The sequence below is a fragment of the Acinetobacter sp. genome, assembly GCF_036659555.1.
In the GTDB taxonomy this organism is placed as follows: Bacteria; Pseudomonadota; Gammaproteobacteria; order Pseudomonadales; family Moraxellaceae; genus Acinetobacter.
Map to the genome: position 1 here is coordinate 1 of NZ_JAVXCI010000076.1, position 16,763 is coordinate 16,763.

Annotated in this window: 19 protein-coding genes and 1 pseudogene; 12 read left to right on the forward strand and 8 right to left on the reverse strand. The window is 49.3% G+C overall.

Annotation, left to right across the window (positions count from 1 at the left end; all coding sequences use genetic code 11):
• The 3 genes from RSA72_RS10710 to RSA72_RS10720 all read right to left on the reverse strand — a co-directional run.
• Window positions 1–607: arginine N-succinyltransferase (locus RSA72_RS10710; RefSeq protein WP_332633169.1), on the reverse strand; the 607-nt coding region annotated here is incomplete at its 3' end.
• A 10-nt stretch (window positions 608–617) separates the two neighbouring features.
• A complete protein-coding gene (locus RSA72_RS10715; RefSeq protein ID WP_332633171.1) occupies window positions 618–1,838 on the reverse strand; it encodes a bifunctional succinylornithine transaminase/acetylornithine transaminase in 1,221 nt (406 codons plus the stop codon).
• 70 nt (window positions 1,839–1,908) lie between these two features.
• Window positions 1,909–3,180 (reverse strand): Glu/Leu/Phe/Val family dehydrogenase, encoded by a 1,272-nt coding sequence (locus RSA72_RS10720; protein ID WP_332622449.1) that lies wholly within the window; start codon window positions 3,178–3,180, stop codon window positions 1,909–1,911.
• A gap of 205 nt (window positions 3,181–3,385) precedes the next feature.
• Between RSA72_RS10720 and RSA72_RS10725 the strand changes: the two genes are divergently transcribed.
• A complete protein-coding gene (locus RSA72_RS10725; RefSeq protein ID WP_068911172.1) occupies window positions 3,386–3,808 on the forward strand; it encodes an Lrp/AsnC family transcriptional regulator in 423 nt (140 codons plus the stop codon).
• A gap of 189 nt (window positions 3,809–3,997) precedes the next feature.
• Window positions 3,998–4,372 carry a hypothetical protein gene (locus tag RSA72_RS10730; protein ID WP_332622451.1) on the forward strand — a complete coding sequence of 125 codons (375 nt, stop codon included), beginning with the start codon at window positions 3,998–4,000 and terminating at the stop codon, window positions 4,370–4,372.
• 80 nt (window positions 4,373–4,452) lie between these two features.
• On the opposite strand, the gene RSA72_RS10735 is transcribed toward RSA72_RS10730, so the two are convergent.
• The 3 genes from RSA72_RS10735 to RSA72_RS10745 form a co-directional block, all read right to left on the reverse strand.
• A complete protein-coding gene (locus RSA72_RS10735; RefSeq protein WP_332622452.1) occupies window positions 4,453–4,806 on the reverse strand; it encodes a DUF1304 domain-containing protein in 354 nt (117 codons plus the stop codon).
• Window positions 4,807–4,871: 65 nt separating this feature from the next.
• The gene (locus tag RSA72_RS10740; protein ID WP_332622453.1) at window positions 4,872–5,849 is read right to left on the reverse strand and encodes a zinc-binding dehydrogenase; all 978 of its coding nucleotides are present in this window, start codon (window positions 5,847–5,849) and stop codon (window positions 4,872–4,874) included.
• Between the two features lie 3 nt (window positions 5,850–5,852).
• Window positions 5,853–6,455 carry a TetR/AcrR family transcriptional regulator gene (locus RSA72_RS10745; protein ID WP_332622454.1) on the reverse strand — a complete coding sequence of 201 codons (603 nt, stop codon included), beginning with the start codon at window positions 6,453–6,455 and terminating at the stop codon, window positions 5,853–5,855.
• A gap of 549 nt (window positions 6,456–7,004) precedes the next feature.
• Here RSA72_RS10745 and mqo point away from each other — a divergent pair.
• The 6 genes from mqo to RSA72_RS10775 all read left to right on the forward strand — a co-directional run bounded on the left by mqo (window position 7,005) and on the right by RSA72_RS10775 (window position 12,412).
• Window positions 7,005–8,639, forward strand: coding sequence for a malate dehydrogenase (quinone) (gene mqo, locus RSA72_RS10750; RefSeq protein ID WP_332622456.1), 1,635 nt, complete (start codon window positions 7,005–7,007; stop codon window positions 8,637–8,639).
• A 75-nt stretch (window positions 8,640–8,714) separates the two neighbouring features.
• Window positions 8,715–9,989 (forward strand): MFS transporter, encoded by a 1,275-nt coding sequence (locus tag RSA72_RS10755; RefSeq protein ID WP_332622457.1) that lies wholly within the window; start codon window positions 8,715–8,717, stop codon window positions 9,987–9,989.
• A gap of 293 nt (window positions 9,990–10,282) precedes the next feature.
• Window positions 10,283–10,759: a hypothetical protein gene (locus RSA72_RS10760; protein ID WP_332622459.1), complete on the forward strand. Its 477-nt coding sequence runs from the start codon at window positions 10,283–10,285 to the stop codon at window positions 10,757–10,759.
• A 287-nt stretch (window positions 10,760–11,046) separates the two neighbouring features.
• A complete protein-coding gene (locus RSA72_RS10765) occupies window positions 11,047–11,478 on the forward strand; it encodes a DUF2946 family protein (protein ID WP_332622460.1) in 432 nt (143 codons plus the stop codon).
• Between the two features lie 259 nt (window positions 11,479–11,737).
• Window positions 11,738–11,995 carry a helix-turn-helix domain-containing protein gene (locus RSA72_RS10770; RefSeq protein ID WP_332622461.1) on the forward strand — a complete coding sequence of 86 codons (258 nt, stop codon included), beginning with the start codon at window positions 11,738–11,740 and terminating at the stop codon, window positions 11,993–11,995.
• Window positions 11,996–12,112: 117 nt separating this feature from the next.
• Window positions 12,113–12,412 (forward strand): NifB/NifX family molybdenum-iron cluster-binding protein, encoded by a 300-nt coding sequence (locus tag RSA72_RS10775; protein WP_332622463.1) that lies wholly within the window; start codon window positions 12,113–12,115, stop codon window positions 12,410–12,412.
• A gap of 163 nt (window positions 12,413–12,575) precedes the next feature.
• Here the strand turns inward: RSA72_RS10775 and RSA72_RS10780 are convergent.
• Window positions 12,576–13,267 (reverse strand): annotated as a pseudogene (locus RSA72_RS10780) (IS1595 family transposase).
• Window positions 13,268–13,647: 380 nt separating this feature from the next.
• On the opposite strand from RSA72_RS10780, the gene RSA72_RS10785 reads away from it, so the two are divergent.
• The 3 genes from RSA72_RS10785 to RSA72_RS10795 all read left to right on the forward strand — a co-directional run bounded on the left by RSA72_RS10785 (window position 13,648) and on the right by RSA72_RS10795 (window position 14,934).
• Window positions 13,648–14,079, forward strand: coding sequence for a hypothetical protein (locus RSA72_RS10785; protein WP_332622464.1), 432 nt, complete (start codon window positions 13,648–13,650; stop codon window positions 14,077–14,079).
• 66 nt (window positions 14,080–14,145) lie between these two features.
• Window positions 14,146–14,286 (forward strand): hypothetical protein, encoded by a 141-nt coding sequence (locus RSA72_RS10790; protein WP_332633173.1) that lies wholly within the window; start codon window positions 14,146–14,148, stop codon window positions 14,284–14,286.
• 96 nt (window positions 14,287–14,382) lie between these two features.
• Entirely contained in the window at window positions 14,383–14,934 is a 552-nt protein-coding gene (locus RSA72_RS10795; RefSeq protein ID WP_332622466.1) for an RNA 2'-phosphotransferase, read from the forward strand.
• 231 nt (window positions 14,935–15,165) lie between these two features.
• Here the strand turns inward: RSA72_RS10795 and RSA72_RS10800 are convergent, their stop codons facing one another.
• Complete coding sequence (locus tag RSA72_RS10800) at window positions 15,166–15,768, reverse strand: NAD(P)H-dependent oxidoreductase (RefSeq protein ID WP_332622469.1); 603 nt, start codon at window positions 15,766–15,768, stop codon at window positions 15,166–15,168.
• A gap of 114 nt (window positions 15,769–15,882) precedes the next feature.
• Here RSA72_RS10800 and RSA72_RS10805 point away from each other — a divergent pair, with 114 nt between their 5' ends.
• The gene (locus tag RSA72_RS10805) at window positions 15,883–16,506 is read left to right on the forward strand and encodes a TetR/AcrR family transcriptional regulator (RefSeq protein ID WP_332622471.1); all 624 of its coding nucleotides are present in this window, start codon (window positions 15,883–15,885) and stop codon (window positions 16,504–16,506) included.
• Window positions 16,507–16,763: the final 257 nt, after the last annotated feature.

Sequence of the window (16,763 nt, forward strand, 5' to 3'; positions counted from 1 at the left end):
TAAAGACTTTTTGCCCAATGCCGCTTAAATAGTCTGCGGTGGCAAAGTCCATATCAAAGAAATGATGGCCCAGCGCATCCCAAAACGGCGAGCGCCCATTTTCATCTGAATAGCCGCGCATTTCAGCAATCAGCGTGTTTTTAAAGCAGTCCTGAAACGCCGCCATAAACAGGAAGCGGATCTTGGACAAAAACTTGCCGTTCTGATTTTTGCGGAAATCCGGGTCGAGGAATAAGGTGCACAGCTCGCTGCAGCCTGTATGGTCATTGCTCAGAAACAGCGTATTCAGCGTCTGATAGACATTCAGGGTCTGCGAGGCATGCACCTGCTTGCCTACGTGATAGTTGTAAAACGGCTCAGTCAGACCGACAGAAACCTCTATTGCGCTGACCCCCACCACACGCTGCAGCTCTGTGTCTTCCAAGACAAAAAGATAGCCCTGCTCGCTTTGGGCAGCCTGGCCTTGCAGGGTATTTTGGGTGCGCAAAATACGCGCAGACAGAATCTCTTTATTTTGCGGGAGGGAGGTCAGGCCAACGCCTGACTTCCCTGCCAAAATATAGATATCGTCGAGGTCTTTATGCTCTGCATGTCTAACAATCATCATAGCGAGAAGCCTATTTCTCGTTAACGAAGCGGGCTAAAGCGCGGTCAAAGCGCTGCAGGCCTTCTTTAATTTGCTCTTCAGCAATGATTAATGACGGCGTAAAGCGCACGACATTCGGGCCAGCCACCAAAGCCAGCAAGCCTTCCTGGCCAGCAAGGGTAACAATGTCCTTCGCCTTGCCAGCATATTCAGCTTTCAGCGCGCAGCCGATCAGCAGGCCTTGGCCGCGGATTTCTTCAAACAGGCCATAGCGCGCATTCAGCGCATTCAAGCCTTCAGCAAAAAGTTCCGCGCGGGCGCGCACGCCGTTCAGCACTTCCGGGGTATTGATGAACTCAAATACCGCGCTTGCCACTGCAGACGCCAGCGGGTTGCCGCCATAGGTTGTGCCGTGGTCGCCCACTGCAAACATATTGGCGTATTTATCCGTAGCAATCATCGCGCCGATTGGGAAACCGCCGCCCAAAGCCTTCGCTGTGGTTAAGATGTCCGGCGTCACTTCGGTGTTCATGTAGGCATACAGCGAACCTGTACGGCCTACGCCGGTTTGCACTTCGTCAAAAATCAGCACGGCGCCGTGCTGGTCGCACAGCTCACGCAGGCCTTTCAGGAACTCAGGCGTTGCGGTAATCACACCGCCTTCGCCTTGAATCGGCTCAACAATCACCGCGCAGGTATCTGCATCAATCGCAGCGCGCGCAGCGTCCAAGTCATTGAATGGCAGGTGCTGGATGCCTTCAGGCAGCGGCGCAAAATCCTGCGAATATTTCGGCTGGCCGCCCGCGGTCACGGTAAATAACGTGCGTCCGTGGAACGCATTTTGAAAAGCGATAATTTTGTTTTTCGTGGCTGAACCTGAAAGCAGGCCGACCTTGCGCGCCAGTTTCAGCGCGGCTTCATTGGCTTCGGCGCCGGAGTTGCAGAAAAACACTTTATCTGCAAAGGTGCTTTCAACCAGCTGCTTCGCCAAATTCAGCACCGGCTCATTGGTATAGCCATTGCCGATATGCCACAGCTTCTGGCCCTGTTCAGTCAATGCGTTCACCGCAACCGGGTGCGCATGCCCAAGAGCATTCACTGCAATGCCGCCGGCAAAGTCGATATATTCTTTGCCTGCCTGATCCCACAGGCGCGAGCCTTCGCCGCGCACAGGAATAAACTGCGCAGGCGCAAAAACAGGCACCATATACTGGTTAAAATCTTGGCGGTTCGGTTGAGTATTTTGGCTCATGGTTTATTCTTCCTTAAAAAATCTGGCGTTGCTGTTTCTTCAGTTCACGCGCAAGGCGCGGAATTTCCCCTTAACCCGGGAAAATCCCCCGCTCTTTACGCGCTTTCAAGATGCGTTCACACGCCAGAATGTAGGCTGCTGTGCGCAGGCTGCAGTCTTTGTCGCCGGCTGTATGCCAAACGTCTTCAACAGCTTTAATCATGAGCTTGTCCAAACGCTCATTGATTTCTTCTTCAGTCCAGAAGTAGCTCGCCAAGTCCTGCACCCATTCGAAGTAACTTACGGTTACGCCGCCGGCGTTGCACAGCACGTCAGGCACAATTGTGATTTGACGTTCTAAAAGAATGTCTTCTGCATCTGGATAAGTTGGGCCGTTTGCGCCTTCCAGAACCAGTTTTGCAGTCAAGTTTTTCGCACGTTCAGCAGTAATCTGGCCTTCTAAGGCAGCTGGAATTAAAATTTCCATCTCGACCGCCCAAAATGCATCGTCTTCAATCAAGGCTGCATCAGGGAAACCTGCTACACCTTTATGAACCGCAACGTAATCCTGCAGCTGCTTAACATTCATGCCTTCTGCATTGAAGATTGTGCCGGTATGGTCCTGCACACAAACCACTTTCGCATTGGCTTTGTAGAATAAGTAAGCCGCTTCGCTGCCGACATTGCCGAAGCCTTGAATCGCCACACGGCTGCCTTCAAGCGCGAGGTTAATTTTTTTGGCAACTTCCAAGCCTGTGACAAACACGCCGCGGCCAGTCGCGCGGACACGGCCTAAAGAACCGCCCAAGTGCACAGGCTTGCCTGTGACTACGCCTGTTACGGTATGGCCTTTGATGCTTGAATAAGTGTCCATCATCCAGCCCATAATGTCGGCATTGGTGCCTACATCCGGTGCAGGAATATCCATTTGCGGGCCGATGATTGGGCTGATTTCGCTGGTAAAGCGGCGGGTCAGGCGTTCCAGCTCACGCGGAGACAGCTTGCGCGGGTCTACACGGATGCCGCCTTTGGCGCCGCCGTACGGCAAATTTAAAACCGCAGTTTTAATCGTCATCCACGCTGAGAGTGCCATGACTTCGTTAAGTTCAACATCCGGATGATAGCGGATGCCGCCTTTACCCGGGCCGCGCGACAGGTTGTGCTGCACGCGGTAGCCTTCGAAGTGCTGGATGGAACCGTCGTCCATCACAATCGGCACATCGACAATCAATGCGCGCTTCGGCCGCTTCAGGGTATTGATAAATGGAATTAGGTCGTCTTCCAGATAAGGCGCAACGCGGTTAATCTGAGCCAGATAAGTCTGCCATGCGCCACTATTGTCCATTTCATATGACAAAGACATTGATATTTCCCTTTTAAAATTTGGTGAATCACATCCATTAACAGCATCGGACAGGGCGCAAAATGAATACCGCCTCAGCTCGGTACTGCTCCATCTCACACCTTGTTCAATACGCATAGTATGAAAAATCAAATTGAATCAAAAAAGTTGTTATTTTGATTAAAATGGAATAAATTTTATCAATCCGCTAAGTGACAAAATCAAAATGAACGAAACAGACAATCAAATCCTCGGTTTGCTGCGGGATAATGCCCGAATTTCCATTACCGATCTGGCCAGCAAAGTGCGGGTTTCGCGCGCGACGGTGCAAAAGCGCATTGAGCATATGGAAGCCAGCGGCATCATCACCGGCTATACCGTGCGCATTAAGCCCAGCGCAGAAAAAAACACCATCCGCGCATGGATGAATATTATGGTGGAAGGCACCAAGACCAGCGCCGTGGTGAAAGAGCTGCGGATTGACCCTGCTGTGCATACGCTGCATACCACCAACGGCAAATGGGATCTGCTGGTAGAGCTGAAAACCGACAGCCTGGAAAGCTTTGATAAAACGCTGGAAAGGATTCGAACCATTTCAGGAATTTACAATACTGAAACCAGCATCTTGCTGTCGACCTATAAAACTTGAGCGGCAGACCCATTGCTGCCCCATAGTTAAGCAAAAGAAACTTCGGGACAGCACTGGCGGCTGGCCGGATCATTTCAAAAGAATAAGCCTGCAATAGAGGCCGGCCGGTAGACTTTTGCCAAAAAATAAATGATAATCATTATCAATAAATGCTTTATCATTTCAAATCTGCCCTCTGAGGTGCACGCCATGCCACAACCGACTTTAGGCACCGAAGCCATCCGCGCATTTTTCACCCTGCAATGCTGCTGGCTCAACAATGAAGAAATTTACCTTGAGCAAGGCTGCCTGCATTGCGGCTCAGCAGCCACTTACTTAATCTATTTCACCCATCCGCCCATTCAGAAATTAATGCTGGACTTTATTGCACAGTATAACTGCTATAGCGCCCGGCGCTTAGACCTGCTGGATCTGCATGACTTTGAACAGAACTATAATGACTTCCTGCAAACGCTGGAAAGCGCAGTGAATTTTTATGCGCGGCAGCATCAGGACATTCCCAGAAATTTAGCATTTGAAAGCGTCGAGTCTATTTTTGAACGGCGCTTTTCCATGGCCTGCTGAACCTTCAGCGCAGGCATGCCATCCGGGCATAAAAATTTCCAGCGCGCTGAGCATGCTTCAGCGCTCAGCCCTGAATGCCGTTAAAGCAGATTGACCGCCAGCAGCGCCAACAAGGCAGGAAGCGCCTGTATGTAAATAATTTTCTTGCTGGCTGTAAGCCCGCCATAAATTCCCGCCGCCAAGACACAGCCTAGAAAAAAATTGGCCAGCGCCAAAGCATAAGCCTCCGGCGCCCATAAAGACCAGAACAGGCCGGCAGCTAAAAAGCCGTTATACAAGCCTTGATTCTGCGCCATGACTTTGGTCAGCCGGGCTTTTTCCGGGGTATTGGCAAAGGCTTTCAAGCCGTAAGGCCTATCCCATAAAAACATTTCCAGAATTAAAATATACACATGCAGCAAGGCAATCAGCCCGATGAGTATTTGTCCTATCATGCAGTTTTCCTTTTTTTATTATTGGAACAGCAGCGGATCAGCCATGCGGCTGACCCGCCCTGCGCTTAGGGCTTAAGCAGGACTTTGCCTTGGCGCCCGCCTTCAACCGCTTTCAAGGCGGCAGCTTGAATCTGCTCAAAGCTGAACACGCCTTCAACCGGCAGCGCCAGTTTTTTCTGCGCAGCCAAAGTCAGCAGCTCCGCAATCAAAGCCTTTTTGCGTTCCGCCGGCAGCTGCTTATTCACGGCGCTGGCCCAGAAGCCTTTAACCGCGGCCTGCTTAAAAATCAGGTCGCCGGATGCAATTTTCATAGCTTCCCCGCTCATGCTGCCGAATGAAACCAGCAGGCTGTTTTCACTGAGCAGCGCCAGCAGTTCGCCGCTGGCGCTGCCGCCAATCGAATCCACCCCAGCCATAAGCGGCTGATCTCCATGAATGGCTTTGACCTGTTCCCGCCAATCGGCCTGATCGGCCGCGACCACATGCTGAATGCCCAGCGCCTGCATTTCCGCCGCGGCGCTGCTGCGGCGCACCAGATTAATCACCTGCTGGCCGCGCGCCTGCGCAATCATGGCAACGGTTTTGCCCACGGCGCCGTTGGCGGTGTTCTGAATCAGCCACTGCCCCGGCTGCAGATTGACAAAATCCAGCAGCATCAAGGCACTGATCGGCATCCCGATCAGCTGCGCAGCGGTTTCATCATCAATTTCATCATTTAAAGGCACAACGCCTTGGGCCGGCGCAATGAAGTACTCAGCCCAGCTGCCGTGCACCGCCGCCACCGCCACGCGCTGCCCAAGGGCAACGCCGCTGACGCCTTCGCCCAAAGCGTCAATTACGCCTACCGCTTCGCTGCCGCCAATGGCAGGCAATGCCGGCTTATAGCCATAATTGCCGCGCACAGTCCAGACATCATGATTGTGCATGGGTGACAGAATGGTTTTGATGCGGACTTCGCCCGCCTGCGGTTCAGGCTGCGGCATTTCCGCCAGCTGCAGCACCTCTGCCGGTTCGCCAAAAGTGCAGTGAATAATGCTTCGCATGGTCTATTCCTTAATCGGTTGCAGTAAATCTTGCGTGGTTTCCAAAGCCAAATGCAGCGGCGCTTTGTCCTGCGCCAGTTTCGCCAGCAAGGCCGCGCCCAGCCACAGCTGATACATGACTTGCGCCATTTTGGCCGGGTCAATATGCTGGGGAATTGAGCCTTCCTGCTGGCCTTCGCGCAGCAGCGCCGCAACGCCTTCCGTCAGCTTCCTCACCCCATAATTCAGAATCTGGCGCATATCTTCCGATAAGTCCGAAACTTCGGCCGCCAGTTTCACAATCAGGCAGTTTTCCGCCCAGCCCCCATGCACGGGGTCTTCAATCCAGGACTGCCACAGCGCCATCAGGCGCGCATAGGCGCTGCCGTCCGCCTGCTGCCAGAGCTGTTCAACCTGTTTTCTATAATCGGCAATGTATTGCTCCAGCAAAGCGCAGCCGAACGCCTCTTTCGAGGCGAAATAATGGTAGAACGAGCCTTTCGGCACGTCACAGGCGGTTAAAATTTCCTGCAGGCCCACGCCGGCAAATCCTTTACGCAGCACCAGCGCAAAACTGGTGTCCAGAATGTGCTGCCGGGTCGCCGCACTTTTGTTTGATCGTTTCATGGGCATAGCATAATCATATATTAGACCGGTCGTCTAGTAAATTTATGCAGCTCCTATGCAGCGCTGATATTTTACAGCCGGCACGCTATGCGCCTGCCGGAAAAGCGGGAACTTTGCGCGCAGCCGCCACGCAGATGATCCGGCTTAAACCCGCATAAATGCTTGAATTGCAAATGAAGTATGCAGCATCCTTGCCGCCGAGCAGCGCTATTGCAATGCCTGCTGCCGGCCCTGCGCAGCTGATTTCAAATCCGCCCTGCGCCGCGGAGCGCCTAAGCCATCATTTATTTTTATACAAATCACAAACACATTTACAATAAAAATTACTAAGTCAATACTTATTTAGTCTAAAATAGGCTTTGAATGGCAACTTGCTGCGGAACTGAAAAATGCATTTGCCTCTTATTTCCAAGAAGCAGCGGCATTTCTCCCTCCTTGCTTTGAACGTTCAGTTTTCCGCAGCTTCCGCCACTTTCTTTTTTATTTTTGCTGTTATTCTCTATTCGCTCTAAAGCGATGCAAAAACCTGCTCCCTAAGGTAAAAATCGCATGAAAAAATTTCTAAAGTACCTCGCGGTATTCATCGTACTGCTTTTAATTGCAGCATTGATTTTTTTATTCAGGCCCACGGCGTCTAAAAAAATCCAAACCGCCAATAATGAACAGGTTGTTGACGCCGTACTGGTTGGCGGCGGCATCATGAGCGCAACATTAGGCACTTATCTCAGCGAGCTGGAGCCGGATTGGCAAATCCGCATGTATGAGCGCCTTGATCAGGTTGCGCAGGAAAGTTCCAACGGCTTGAACAATGCCGGCACAGGCCATTCAGGCTTTATGGAAATGAACTATACCTCTGAAAAAGATGGCAAAATGGACATTTCCAAGGCAGTGAAAGTTGCCGAGCAGTTTGAAGTCGCAAAACAGTTCTGGTCATATCAGGTGAAGCAGGGCGTCTTGGGCGAACCGAAAAGCTTTATCAACCCTGTGCCGCATATTGCCTTTGTCTGGGGCGATAACGTCGACTTTCTGGAAAAGCGCCATGCTGCAATGGTGAAAAATCCAATGTTCTACGGCATGAAGCTTTCGGAAAATCCGGAAGAAATCAAGCAGTGGGCGCCACTGGTCATGACTGGCCGTGATGCATCGCAAAAAGTTGCAGCGACGCGCATGGACGTCGGTTCAGATGTCAACTACGGCGCAATCACCACGCAGCTGGTCAGCAACCTGAATAAGCAGTCCAACTTCAAGCTGCAGACTTCAACTGAAGTGACCGGCATCAGCCAAAACGATGACAAAACTTGGTCGATTTCGTTTACAAACCTGAAAACAGGCGCAACAGACCATGTTAAAACCCGTTTTGTCTTCATTGGCGCGGGCGGCGCAGCGGTTAAGCTGCTGCAGATGACCGGTTTGCCTGAAGCCAAGCAATATGCCGGCTTCCCTGTAGGCGGCGTCTTCTTAATGACAGACAACCCGAAAGTGACTGCAGGCCATACCGCAAAAGTCTATGGCCGCGCTGAACTGGGCGCGCCGCCAATGTCTGTGCCGCATATTGACACCCGCTATATTGACGGCAAAAAATATGTGCTGTTCGGGCCATTCGCAACCTATTCCAACAAGTTCCTGAAGCAGGGTTCTCAGCTTGATTTATTAAAATCAACCACCAAGAACAATGTCCTGCCGATGACGGCAATTGGCATGGAAAACCTTGATCTGGTTAAATATTTAGTCAGCCAAGTGATGATGACCGATGCAGACCGCTTCAATGAGCTGAAAAAATACTACCCGGATGCCAAGCCTGAAGACTGGCGCATGAATCAAGGCGGCCAGCGCGTTCAGATCATTAAGAAAGAGCCGGGCAAGCCTGCCAGCCTGCAGTTCGGCACGGAAATCTTCGCCTCTAAAGACGGCGCGGTCACTGCGCTGCTGGGCGCTTCTCCGGGCGCTTCGACTTCGCCTTACATCATGCTGAGCCTGCTTGAAAAAGCCTTCCCGCAGCAAGTGAAAGGCAAGTGGAATCCGAAGCTGCATGAAATTGTAACTTCATACCAGCAAGAGCTGAGCACCAACCCTGTGCTGCTTGATCAAGTGCGCCAGGACACCAGCAAAACGCTGGGCCTGAACTACACGCCAATGGCTAAAGCAGCCAATGATGAAACTGCAGCTGTCGCCAAAGCGCAGTAAAATTACCTTCTTTAACAAAAGGATGAACTTCGGTTCGTCCTTTTTCTTTTCTCCCGCCAGCTTTTATTGATTTTTATGTCGCTTTCCCATTCCGGCGCTTTCCTTGCGTTCCGCTGCCGCGATTTTTCATTGCTGAGCCTGAACCAGCTGTGCCTCTGCCTGGCTGTTCTGATTCAGGAAGTAGTCATCAGCTATTCACTTTACCAGCTTACGCAGAACCCCTTAAGCCTGGGGCTGGCTGCGCTGGCAGAGCTGATTCCATTTATCTGCCTGTCGCTGCTGGGCGGGCATTGGGCCGACCGCTTCAACCGCCAGAAAATCCTGCAATGGGGCTTCAGCTGCAGCGCGGCCATTCCGCTTTTATTCATCGCCCTCTTTCACGCCTATCAGCAGCAGGCGATTCCGCAAAGCGCGCTGCTGCTGGGCATCTACAGCCTGATGTTCTGCTTAGGCATCTTGCGCGGCATCTACAGCCCGTCATTCAATTCCCTGCGCCCCTTTCTGGTGCCCGAACACGCTTATGCCAACGCCTCTGCATGGACTTCAATGATTTGGCAGATTGGAGCAATTGCAGGCCCTGTATGCTCGGGACTGCTGTTCAGCCAGTTTGGCCTTGCAAGCGTGCTCTTTTTTGCCTTCATCCTGTGCTGCATCGGCAGCATCGCTCTGTATGCCTTAAGCCCGCGCGAATTTCCCAGAGCATCCGCGCAGCGCATGGCCGAAAGCCTGAAGGAAGCGCTGCTGTTTATCTTCAGGCACCGGCTGATGTTCTGGGCCATACTGCTGGACCTCGCCCTGATGCTGTTTTGCGGCGTCGCCATTCTGCTGCCGGTTTTCGCGGAGGATATTCTGCATACTGGCGCCGAAGGCCTAGGCATCTTAAGGGCAGCGCCTGCGGCCGGCTCCTGCCTGATGATGCTGTGCCTGACCCTGGTTTCACCGATGCGGTATGCATGGCGCAATATGCTTATGGCCAGTTTAGGCATTGCCTGCTGCACGCTGGCTTTTGCGCTTTCGCCCTTCTTCTGGCTCTCCGCAGCTTTGCTGGCTGCAGCCGGCGCATTGGACAGCATCAGCATGGTGATCCGGCAAACCCTGTTCCAGCAGCTGCCGCCGAAAGCGCTTTTAGGCCGGGTCGCCGCCTTGAACGGCATTTTAGTGACCTCTGGCAATCAGTTCGGGGCACTGCATGCCAGCTTTATGGCGCGCTGCTTCACTGCCGTGCCTGCAGTGCTGATCGGCTGCGGCATTTGCCTGCTCATCGGCTGCGCAAGCCTGATGCGGACGCGCGATTTGCTTAAAGCGCCGGACAGCCATGACACATATACACTGCCCACGGCAGAGAAATAGCCGCTATGAACAGCGTCAGCCGGCCGATTACATAATGCCAGTCAGTTAAGCATTTTTAATCCTCCCCTTGCGCAGCAGTGCTGCTCACCTTTTTCAAGGGAGGGAGTATTTCGGAACTCAATACCGTATTGAATTCCTTGCACAGCAATGCTGTTCATCCCCCTCTTTTGTCTTGCGCCATATATGGCTCAGGGTTAGGAGAGATTTATCAATCAGTAATAATAAAATTACGCTGAACTGATCAGCATTAGGCCAATTGCAGGCCTTAACCGTACAGATGAGGATTGATTTTTATGGAAAAAGCAACCGGGCTGAGCCGCCGGCGCTGCCAGCAGCTGTATTGCGCCGCCGCTTGGCTGCTGCTGACTTACTGCGCCTTGAACGCCGCCTATTTCGCGGTCATTGGCGGGATGGCGTTTTATTTTTTTGCCGCGGTCATTTTAATGCTGCAGCAGGCTTTTCTGATGCGGCCTGCTCCGAATCAATGGATTTTCCAAGGTTCAGGGCTGCTTATTTTAGCGGTTTTGCTGTTCGGCGCCGCCGGCTTGCATCTGTTCAGCGCGGCGGCGCTCATTCCTTCAATGGTGCTGACGCTATTGAGCATCAGCCTGTTAAATACGAACCCCAGAATTAGAATTGCGCTTAAAATCAGCTTTATTTTCGGCCTGATGCTGCTGGCGTACGCGCAGCACCATGAACTGAATGCGCTGCAAGCCCATTATGCCAGTTTTAAAAGCGGCGGAACCTGGCAGCAGTTTGGCGCCCTGTAGGAGCGGGTTTGCAGTTTGCGCAAGCCGAGGCGCTGCAAGGATTGCCTGACGCAGCTTAAGCTCGATCTGAATGGCCGCTGAAAGCTATAAATGAAAAGCGGACTGCGCACAAAATCATGGGCAGGCCAATTGAAGCCAGCTATTTTCTTATAAAAACTGCAGGCTTAATTAAAATTATCAGTAAAAATACTGCGCAGCGCATTGTTTTTTTTAATTATCAAATTGTCTAATTTTTGTTATCATTAATTCATATATGATTTCCATAAAAAATCAGTTCAGTGCTTACAATGCTGGGAAGATTGCTTGGCTTATCTGCAATCCTGTTACAAATTGCTGTGTTCCTGCAGCCTTTACTGCCAGAAAACCGCCACGTTTCTTCTGTCTGTGAAACTATTGTTCAGGCGCTGCACCTGCAGCAGAGCGCAGTCACCGCCGCGCTTCCGCATGCCAATCATCATGCGCTGTCAGATGCACAGCATCTTGAGCATGCGCCTGAACAGCAGCCTCAAAGCCCGCATCATGCCCACCATGAATGCCAGTATTGCCTCGTCTACAGCTACGCCCTGCCGCTGCTGGATACCAAACTCAGCTATGTTCTGATCCGGGTGCAGGCGCGCCTGCTAGCCTTCTCAGACAGCATCAGCCCGGCATTCTTCAAGCGCGGACTGCTGTTTCTGATTCCTCAGGGCCGCGCGCCGCCGCTGCTTTCCATCAGCTGAATAATTGAAAATTCAGCCGCCTGCTGCATTTCCCCGCGCTTATAAGGCTGCTTGAGTGCTTTGCATATGCGCTCCGCGGCGCAGGCTGCCATATCCGCGCCGGTCTGAATGATCACAACAGTCTGATCGGCGCAGCAGCCAAAAGCCGGATTGAACCGCACTTTGCTTTATGCAGGCGCCTTCATGGCGTACTGAGCATTTTTAGATTGATGATGCTGTTTTCACAGCTTACTTATTTGACTTTAAGGAGGAGATCGCGATGGATCTGCTTCAACACAGCAATACAAATACTGATGCAAATAAAATCAGCTGCGCAGATGCAGATTTAGCTCAGCAGATCGTGAGCGTCCGCCACGCGCTGAATATCTCTCAGACCGAGCTGGCGGCAAAGCTCTGCATTTCAGCCCGCACGCTGGAAAGCTGGGAGCGCGGCGTCCGCCACCCGTCCAGTTCAGCGCAGGCGCTGCTGAAGCTGTTTATTAAGTCGCCGCAGTTTGTATTTGAAAATCTGGCTTAAAACGCACTATGAACCGTGCTCCTGCATCGTTCACATTTCACAAGCCTTGGATTGATAGCCAAATTTTCTATAGATGAATGCTGATCAAAACAGCAGTTTTTCCTAAGGACACCGTTGATGTTTATTGTAATCACCTCTCAGAATAAGCGTACCATCACCCCGCATGCCGGGAAATGCCGGAAGTTCTGGCGCTATGAAGTCAGCGGCAAAGAAATCATCGGCAAGCAGCTGATTGAAGCTGAGAAAGAAGACACTTTTTCTCAATCCGGCCTGATTTTGGACAGCCTGCGCCCCATGGATATTCTGGTGACGGCAGGAATGGGAGACAGGCTGCGGGAAAAGCTGAGCAATATCGGGGTTCATGTCATTGTGACGCAGGACACTGACCCGGATGATTTCATAAAAAGCTTAGGCTAGCCGCAAAATCTTTTTCAACTTAATGGATCTCTTGCGCTAGTCAACATTTAATCGGCAATAAGCTTTGATTCTTAAAGAAAGATCAAAGCCTAAAATCGTCAAAAATGATCCTTCCGCAAGAGGTCTCATATTTTCAATGGGACTTAGGAAGCTAAAGAGGGTTTTAATGGAACAGTTTAAGCAAATTCAGGGATAAATTATCATGCCGATGAGTAAAGCGGTCTTCCGTTTCCTTGATATGCAGATAAAGCATCTTTTTATCAATTCCATTAAACTTGACCAATCTCTTCTTTGCATCGCCCCAGAATGATTCTATGCCATTAATAGGGCGCTCTCCGCAAGCGAACCCGCTGCTGCGGTTGACTCTAAAATGCTGATTAAAGCCAATATCGGCTAAACTGTCATAACCGCGCCATCCATCTGCATTGCTTACCGTGTTTACATCAACATGACCGCGGATAATCCCTTGCAGCGTGGCTTTAAAGCAGTCAGGGGCGATTCTGCATAGGCGTTGCCATCTCCTTTAAGCAATCCCAATACGATCGTTTTACCGGAAGCGCCGCGAGTGCTGCTCATAGCGCGGACACGGCGGGCGCCAAAGCAAGCTTCATTCAATTCAATATACTATTCAAAGGAGATATTTCCGCGCATTGTGCAGCGGTTTTTTGCGTAATTTAATGAAAATAGTGTTGGCAGAACGTAAAGCAATTAGGGTTCGCTTGGCCGCATCTGTTGCGGTGAGAAATCCATGATGAAAAAGCGAATACGCTGCCTGAATTTTGCTTGGCTGATTTCCGAACGGAAACAGCCTCTATTTTTGCTTTTATATAAGCAAGTTGCCCTACTTTTTAATATGCTTACCCTCCTAAGTTTCCTTGTGAACAAAGGATAAAATACACAGTCATAGCCTCAAAATTACATTTTTGTCATTTTCAAAAATCACATAATCGCCAGTGATAAACTTCTTTAAAATAAATGTGAGATGCCTCTGAAAAAAATCAGAGGTTTGATCTTTTTTAAAAGCGCAATCAAGCTCATTCAAATCCAAACAGCAAATCTCAGAATAAGCTCAATTACAGCCAAGCTGCCTGCGGCAGCATAGGGGGGACGCAGCCAGGAAAAGCGCATTGCCTTAAATCAATTTTTAGCTGTTCAAACCAGTGAAATCACCTCAATCTGCTTGCTGTATTCATTTAAAGGTGGTCTCAGCGTATCAACTGATGGAAGGAAAAATCATGTCTTATATCCGCCAGACTTTGCTCGGACTTTGTATAGCAACGGCCGCTCTAGGCATATTTGCGCAAAGCACTGAAGAACATAAAACTCATCACCCAGAAAATGCAGCGCCGCCTGCAGCAGCTGTTAAAAATACAGCTGCCGGCGCAATGGCTTCAGACAAAATGGCCGCAATGGACCAGCACATGAAAGCGATGCAGGCCATGCACAAAAAGATGATGGCTGCCAAAAAACCTCAAGAACGGCAAGCGCTGATGGCTGAGCACATGAAGCTCATGCAGGAAGGCATGGCCATGATGAAGCAGATGGGCAGCCAAAGCATGAATGCAAATATGGCTGAGCGTCAGCAAATGATGGAAAAGCGCATGGATATGATGCAATCCATGATGCAGATGATGATGGACTGCATGCCTCCCTCAGCAGCGCAATAATCATCCATAAATGAGAGGGAAAGCACGGTGCGGCAGCCTATTTTCCCTTAACAGAGCATTTGGCCCATGGATATTCTGGTGACTGCAGGAATGGCAGACAGGTTGCGGGAAAAGCTGAGCCAGATCGGGGTTCATGTGATTGTAACGCAGGAAACTGGCCCGGGTGATTTCAGAAACTGCTGCTGCCAGGTCACCGCCATTGCATAAAGCAGTGCTCAAGCTAAAACCGCAAAGGCTCACTCTGCAGCCTGCAGACCTGTATAATGCGTCATTGATTCTTATGACCCATGAAAATTGATTAAAATGAATGAAAAAGAACTCAGCAAATATTTAAGCTATATTTTAAGACACAAGCCAGAAGAAATTGGCCTTGAATTAGATTCTGAAGGCTGGGGAAATATTGCTGAATTAATCAAAAAATCCCAGCCGGTTACTCATGCATCCCTGAGTTTAGCTGTCATTCAAGCTGCCGTAACGAATAGCGATAAAAAGCGTTTTCAAATTTCTGATGACGGTTTAAAAATTCGAGCTGTACAAGGCCACTCCACAGCAGCCGTAAACCTTAATTTTGCAGAAAAAATACCTCCCGTTTTTTTATATCATGGAACAGCCCTGCGCTTTATAGACTCGATAAAAGTACAAGGTTTATTATCCAAAGAACGGCAGTATGTTCATTTAACGGAAGATCAGCAAACAGCAGCATCTGTCGGCTCACGCTATGGAAAAGTAAAAATTATCATCATAGAGGCTTTAAAAATGCACAATGAAGGATTTAAATTTTATCAAGCCGAAAATAATGTTTGGCTGGTAAATGCTGTTCCAGTACGGTTCACAGACTTAGGGAATGTTGAATAGCCGCCATTTCCCAGACAATTTTTGCATCTTCTTGAATCCAGCTGAAAAGGATTTAACACAAATTAAAACTGACAGGCGCAGTAAGATTCAAGCCGCGCCTTGAATCCATAAAGCATAAAGGAATGCATCTTTTAAGTTTTTTTACAGCCAAGGCTCACGCAATTCATAGCTCCAGCAATCCCCTGTTGCAGTTAATTTTTATGACTGATTCAATTCATTGAAGTACAGCGCCTAAGCCTGAGCGCAATCCTGCTTTGCGCATTCCTCCATTAATTTCAGCCATTTTTCACGCTTTAGTTCACTGGAACCGCGGACAGCGCCGATATACACCGTTTTAATCTTTTTTACACCGCAAAACTCCAGGGTCGTTTTTTTCAGCTGCCGAGTGCTCGGTTCGCCAAAATACCATTTATACATCCAGCCCGGCTGATCCAATGTCGTGATGATTCTTGCGGTCTTATTCAATAAATGGCCTTTGATGCGATTGCTGTTTTCATAATAGCTGAAAGCCCTGCCCGGTAAAAACACACGGTCAATAAAGCCTTTTGCCGCTGCCGGCAGCCCGCCCCACCAGACAGGAAAAATCCAGACCAAATGATCCGCAAGCTCAATTTTTTGCCAGGCATCCATTAAGTCCGGCTCCAGCTCCATTCTCTGTTCATAGCCATTTTTCAGATTAGGATCAAAATCCAATTGCCCTACCTCAATTAAATCAACTTGGGCCTGACACTTCGCCGCGCAAGCTGCATAAGCATGGGCCAGCGCAGCATTAAAACTGCTTTTTGAAGGATGCCCATTAATTACAGCAATTCGTTTATGCGCACTATGATTCATAATAATCTCTAAAATTGGAATATTTTTCAGATTTCAAGTGAAATCCGAAAAACAAGTAGCAAAGTTAGCGCATAAAATTTAAGATATCAATTGTTATCTAATTTATTTTTCTTCATGAATTCAAAAAAACTGTCACGCGATGAAAAGCAGCTTGAAACCCGCTTAGCCCTTATTGAATCCGGCTTTGCGCTGATTTCTAGTCATGGATATGGCGCTGTTTCTATTAGAAATATCTCAAACGATGCCGGCTATACTCAAGGCGCTTTTTATTCAAATTTCAGCAATAAAGAAGATTTTTTATTAGAATTAATGCGCCTGCAGTTTCAGAAAGAAAATCTTCAGCTTCAGAAAATAATATCCAGAGAAGGCCCGGATATCGGCCATTCAATTAATGGGCTTCGCGCCTGGCTCAGCGATTTTTTTAATAATTTTGAATGGCTGAAAATATCAATTGAACTGCAATTATATGCATCCCGCGATGAATCTTTTGCATCAGAGTATCAAAAAGTTTGGCAGATTCATAAAGATGAAGCGGCCAAAATTTTAATCCACCTCATTCCTGCGCTGCAATTTGCAGATCAAGGGCATATTGAGAATATCACCGCTGAATTAATCTCATTAAGCTATGGCTTAGCATTGCAATATATGATTTTTAAAGATGATGCTGAAAAGTATATAAATATTGTTATTAACAGTTTAAACCTCAAAATTGCGGCGGCACATGCTGCCGTAAAATGAAGCGTTCAGCCTTATCCAGTATTTTCTTCCATATAAAAGCAGGGCTGCTTTTCGGAAAGCCTACAGCAATTAATGAAAAAAATATCCAGCTGTTCAATAATTTAACCGGGCGCCGCACGCAAAATATTTAAAAGCATCATGGAAATTTACGCCAGCGCAAAAGTCAAATTCAGCGATGAGCAATATACCGCGTTAAAGCCTGTGCTGTTTCTTTCAGCGCTTTAACCCGCTCATTTTCAAGGTCAATGGGCAATTGT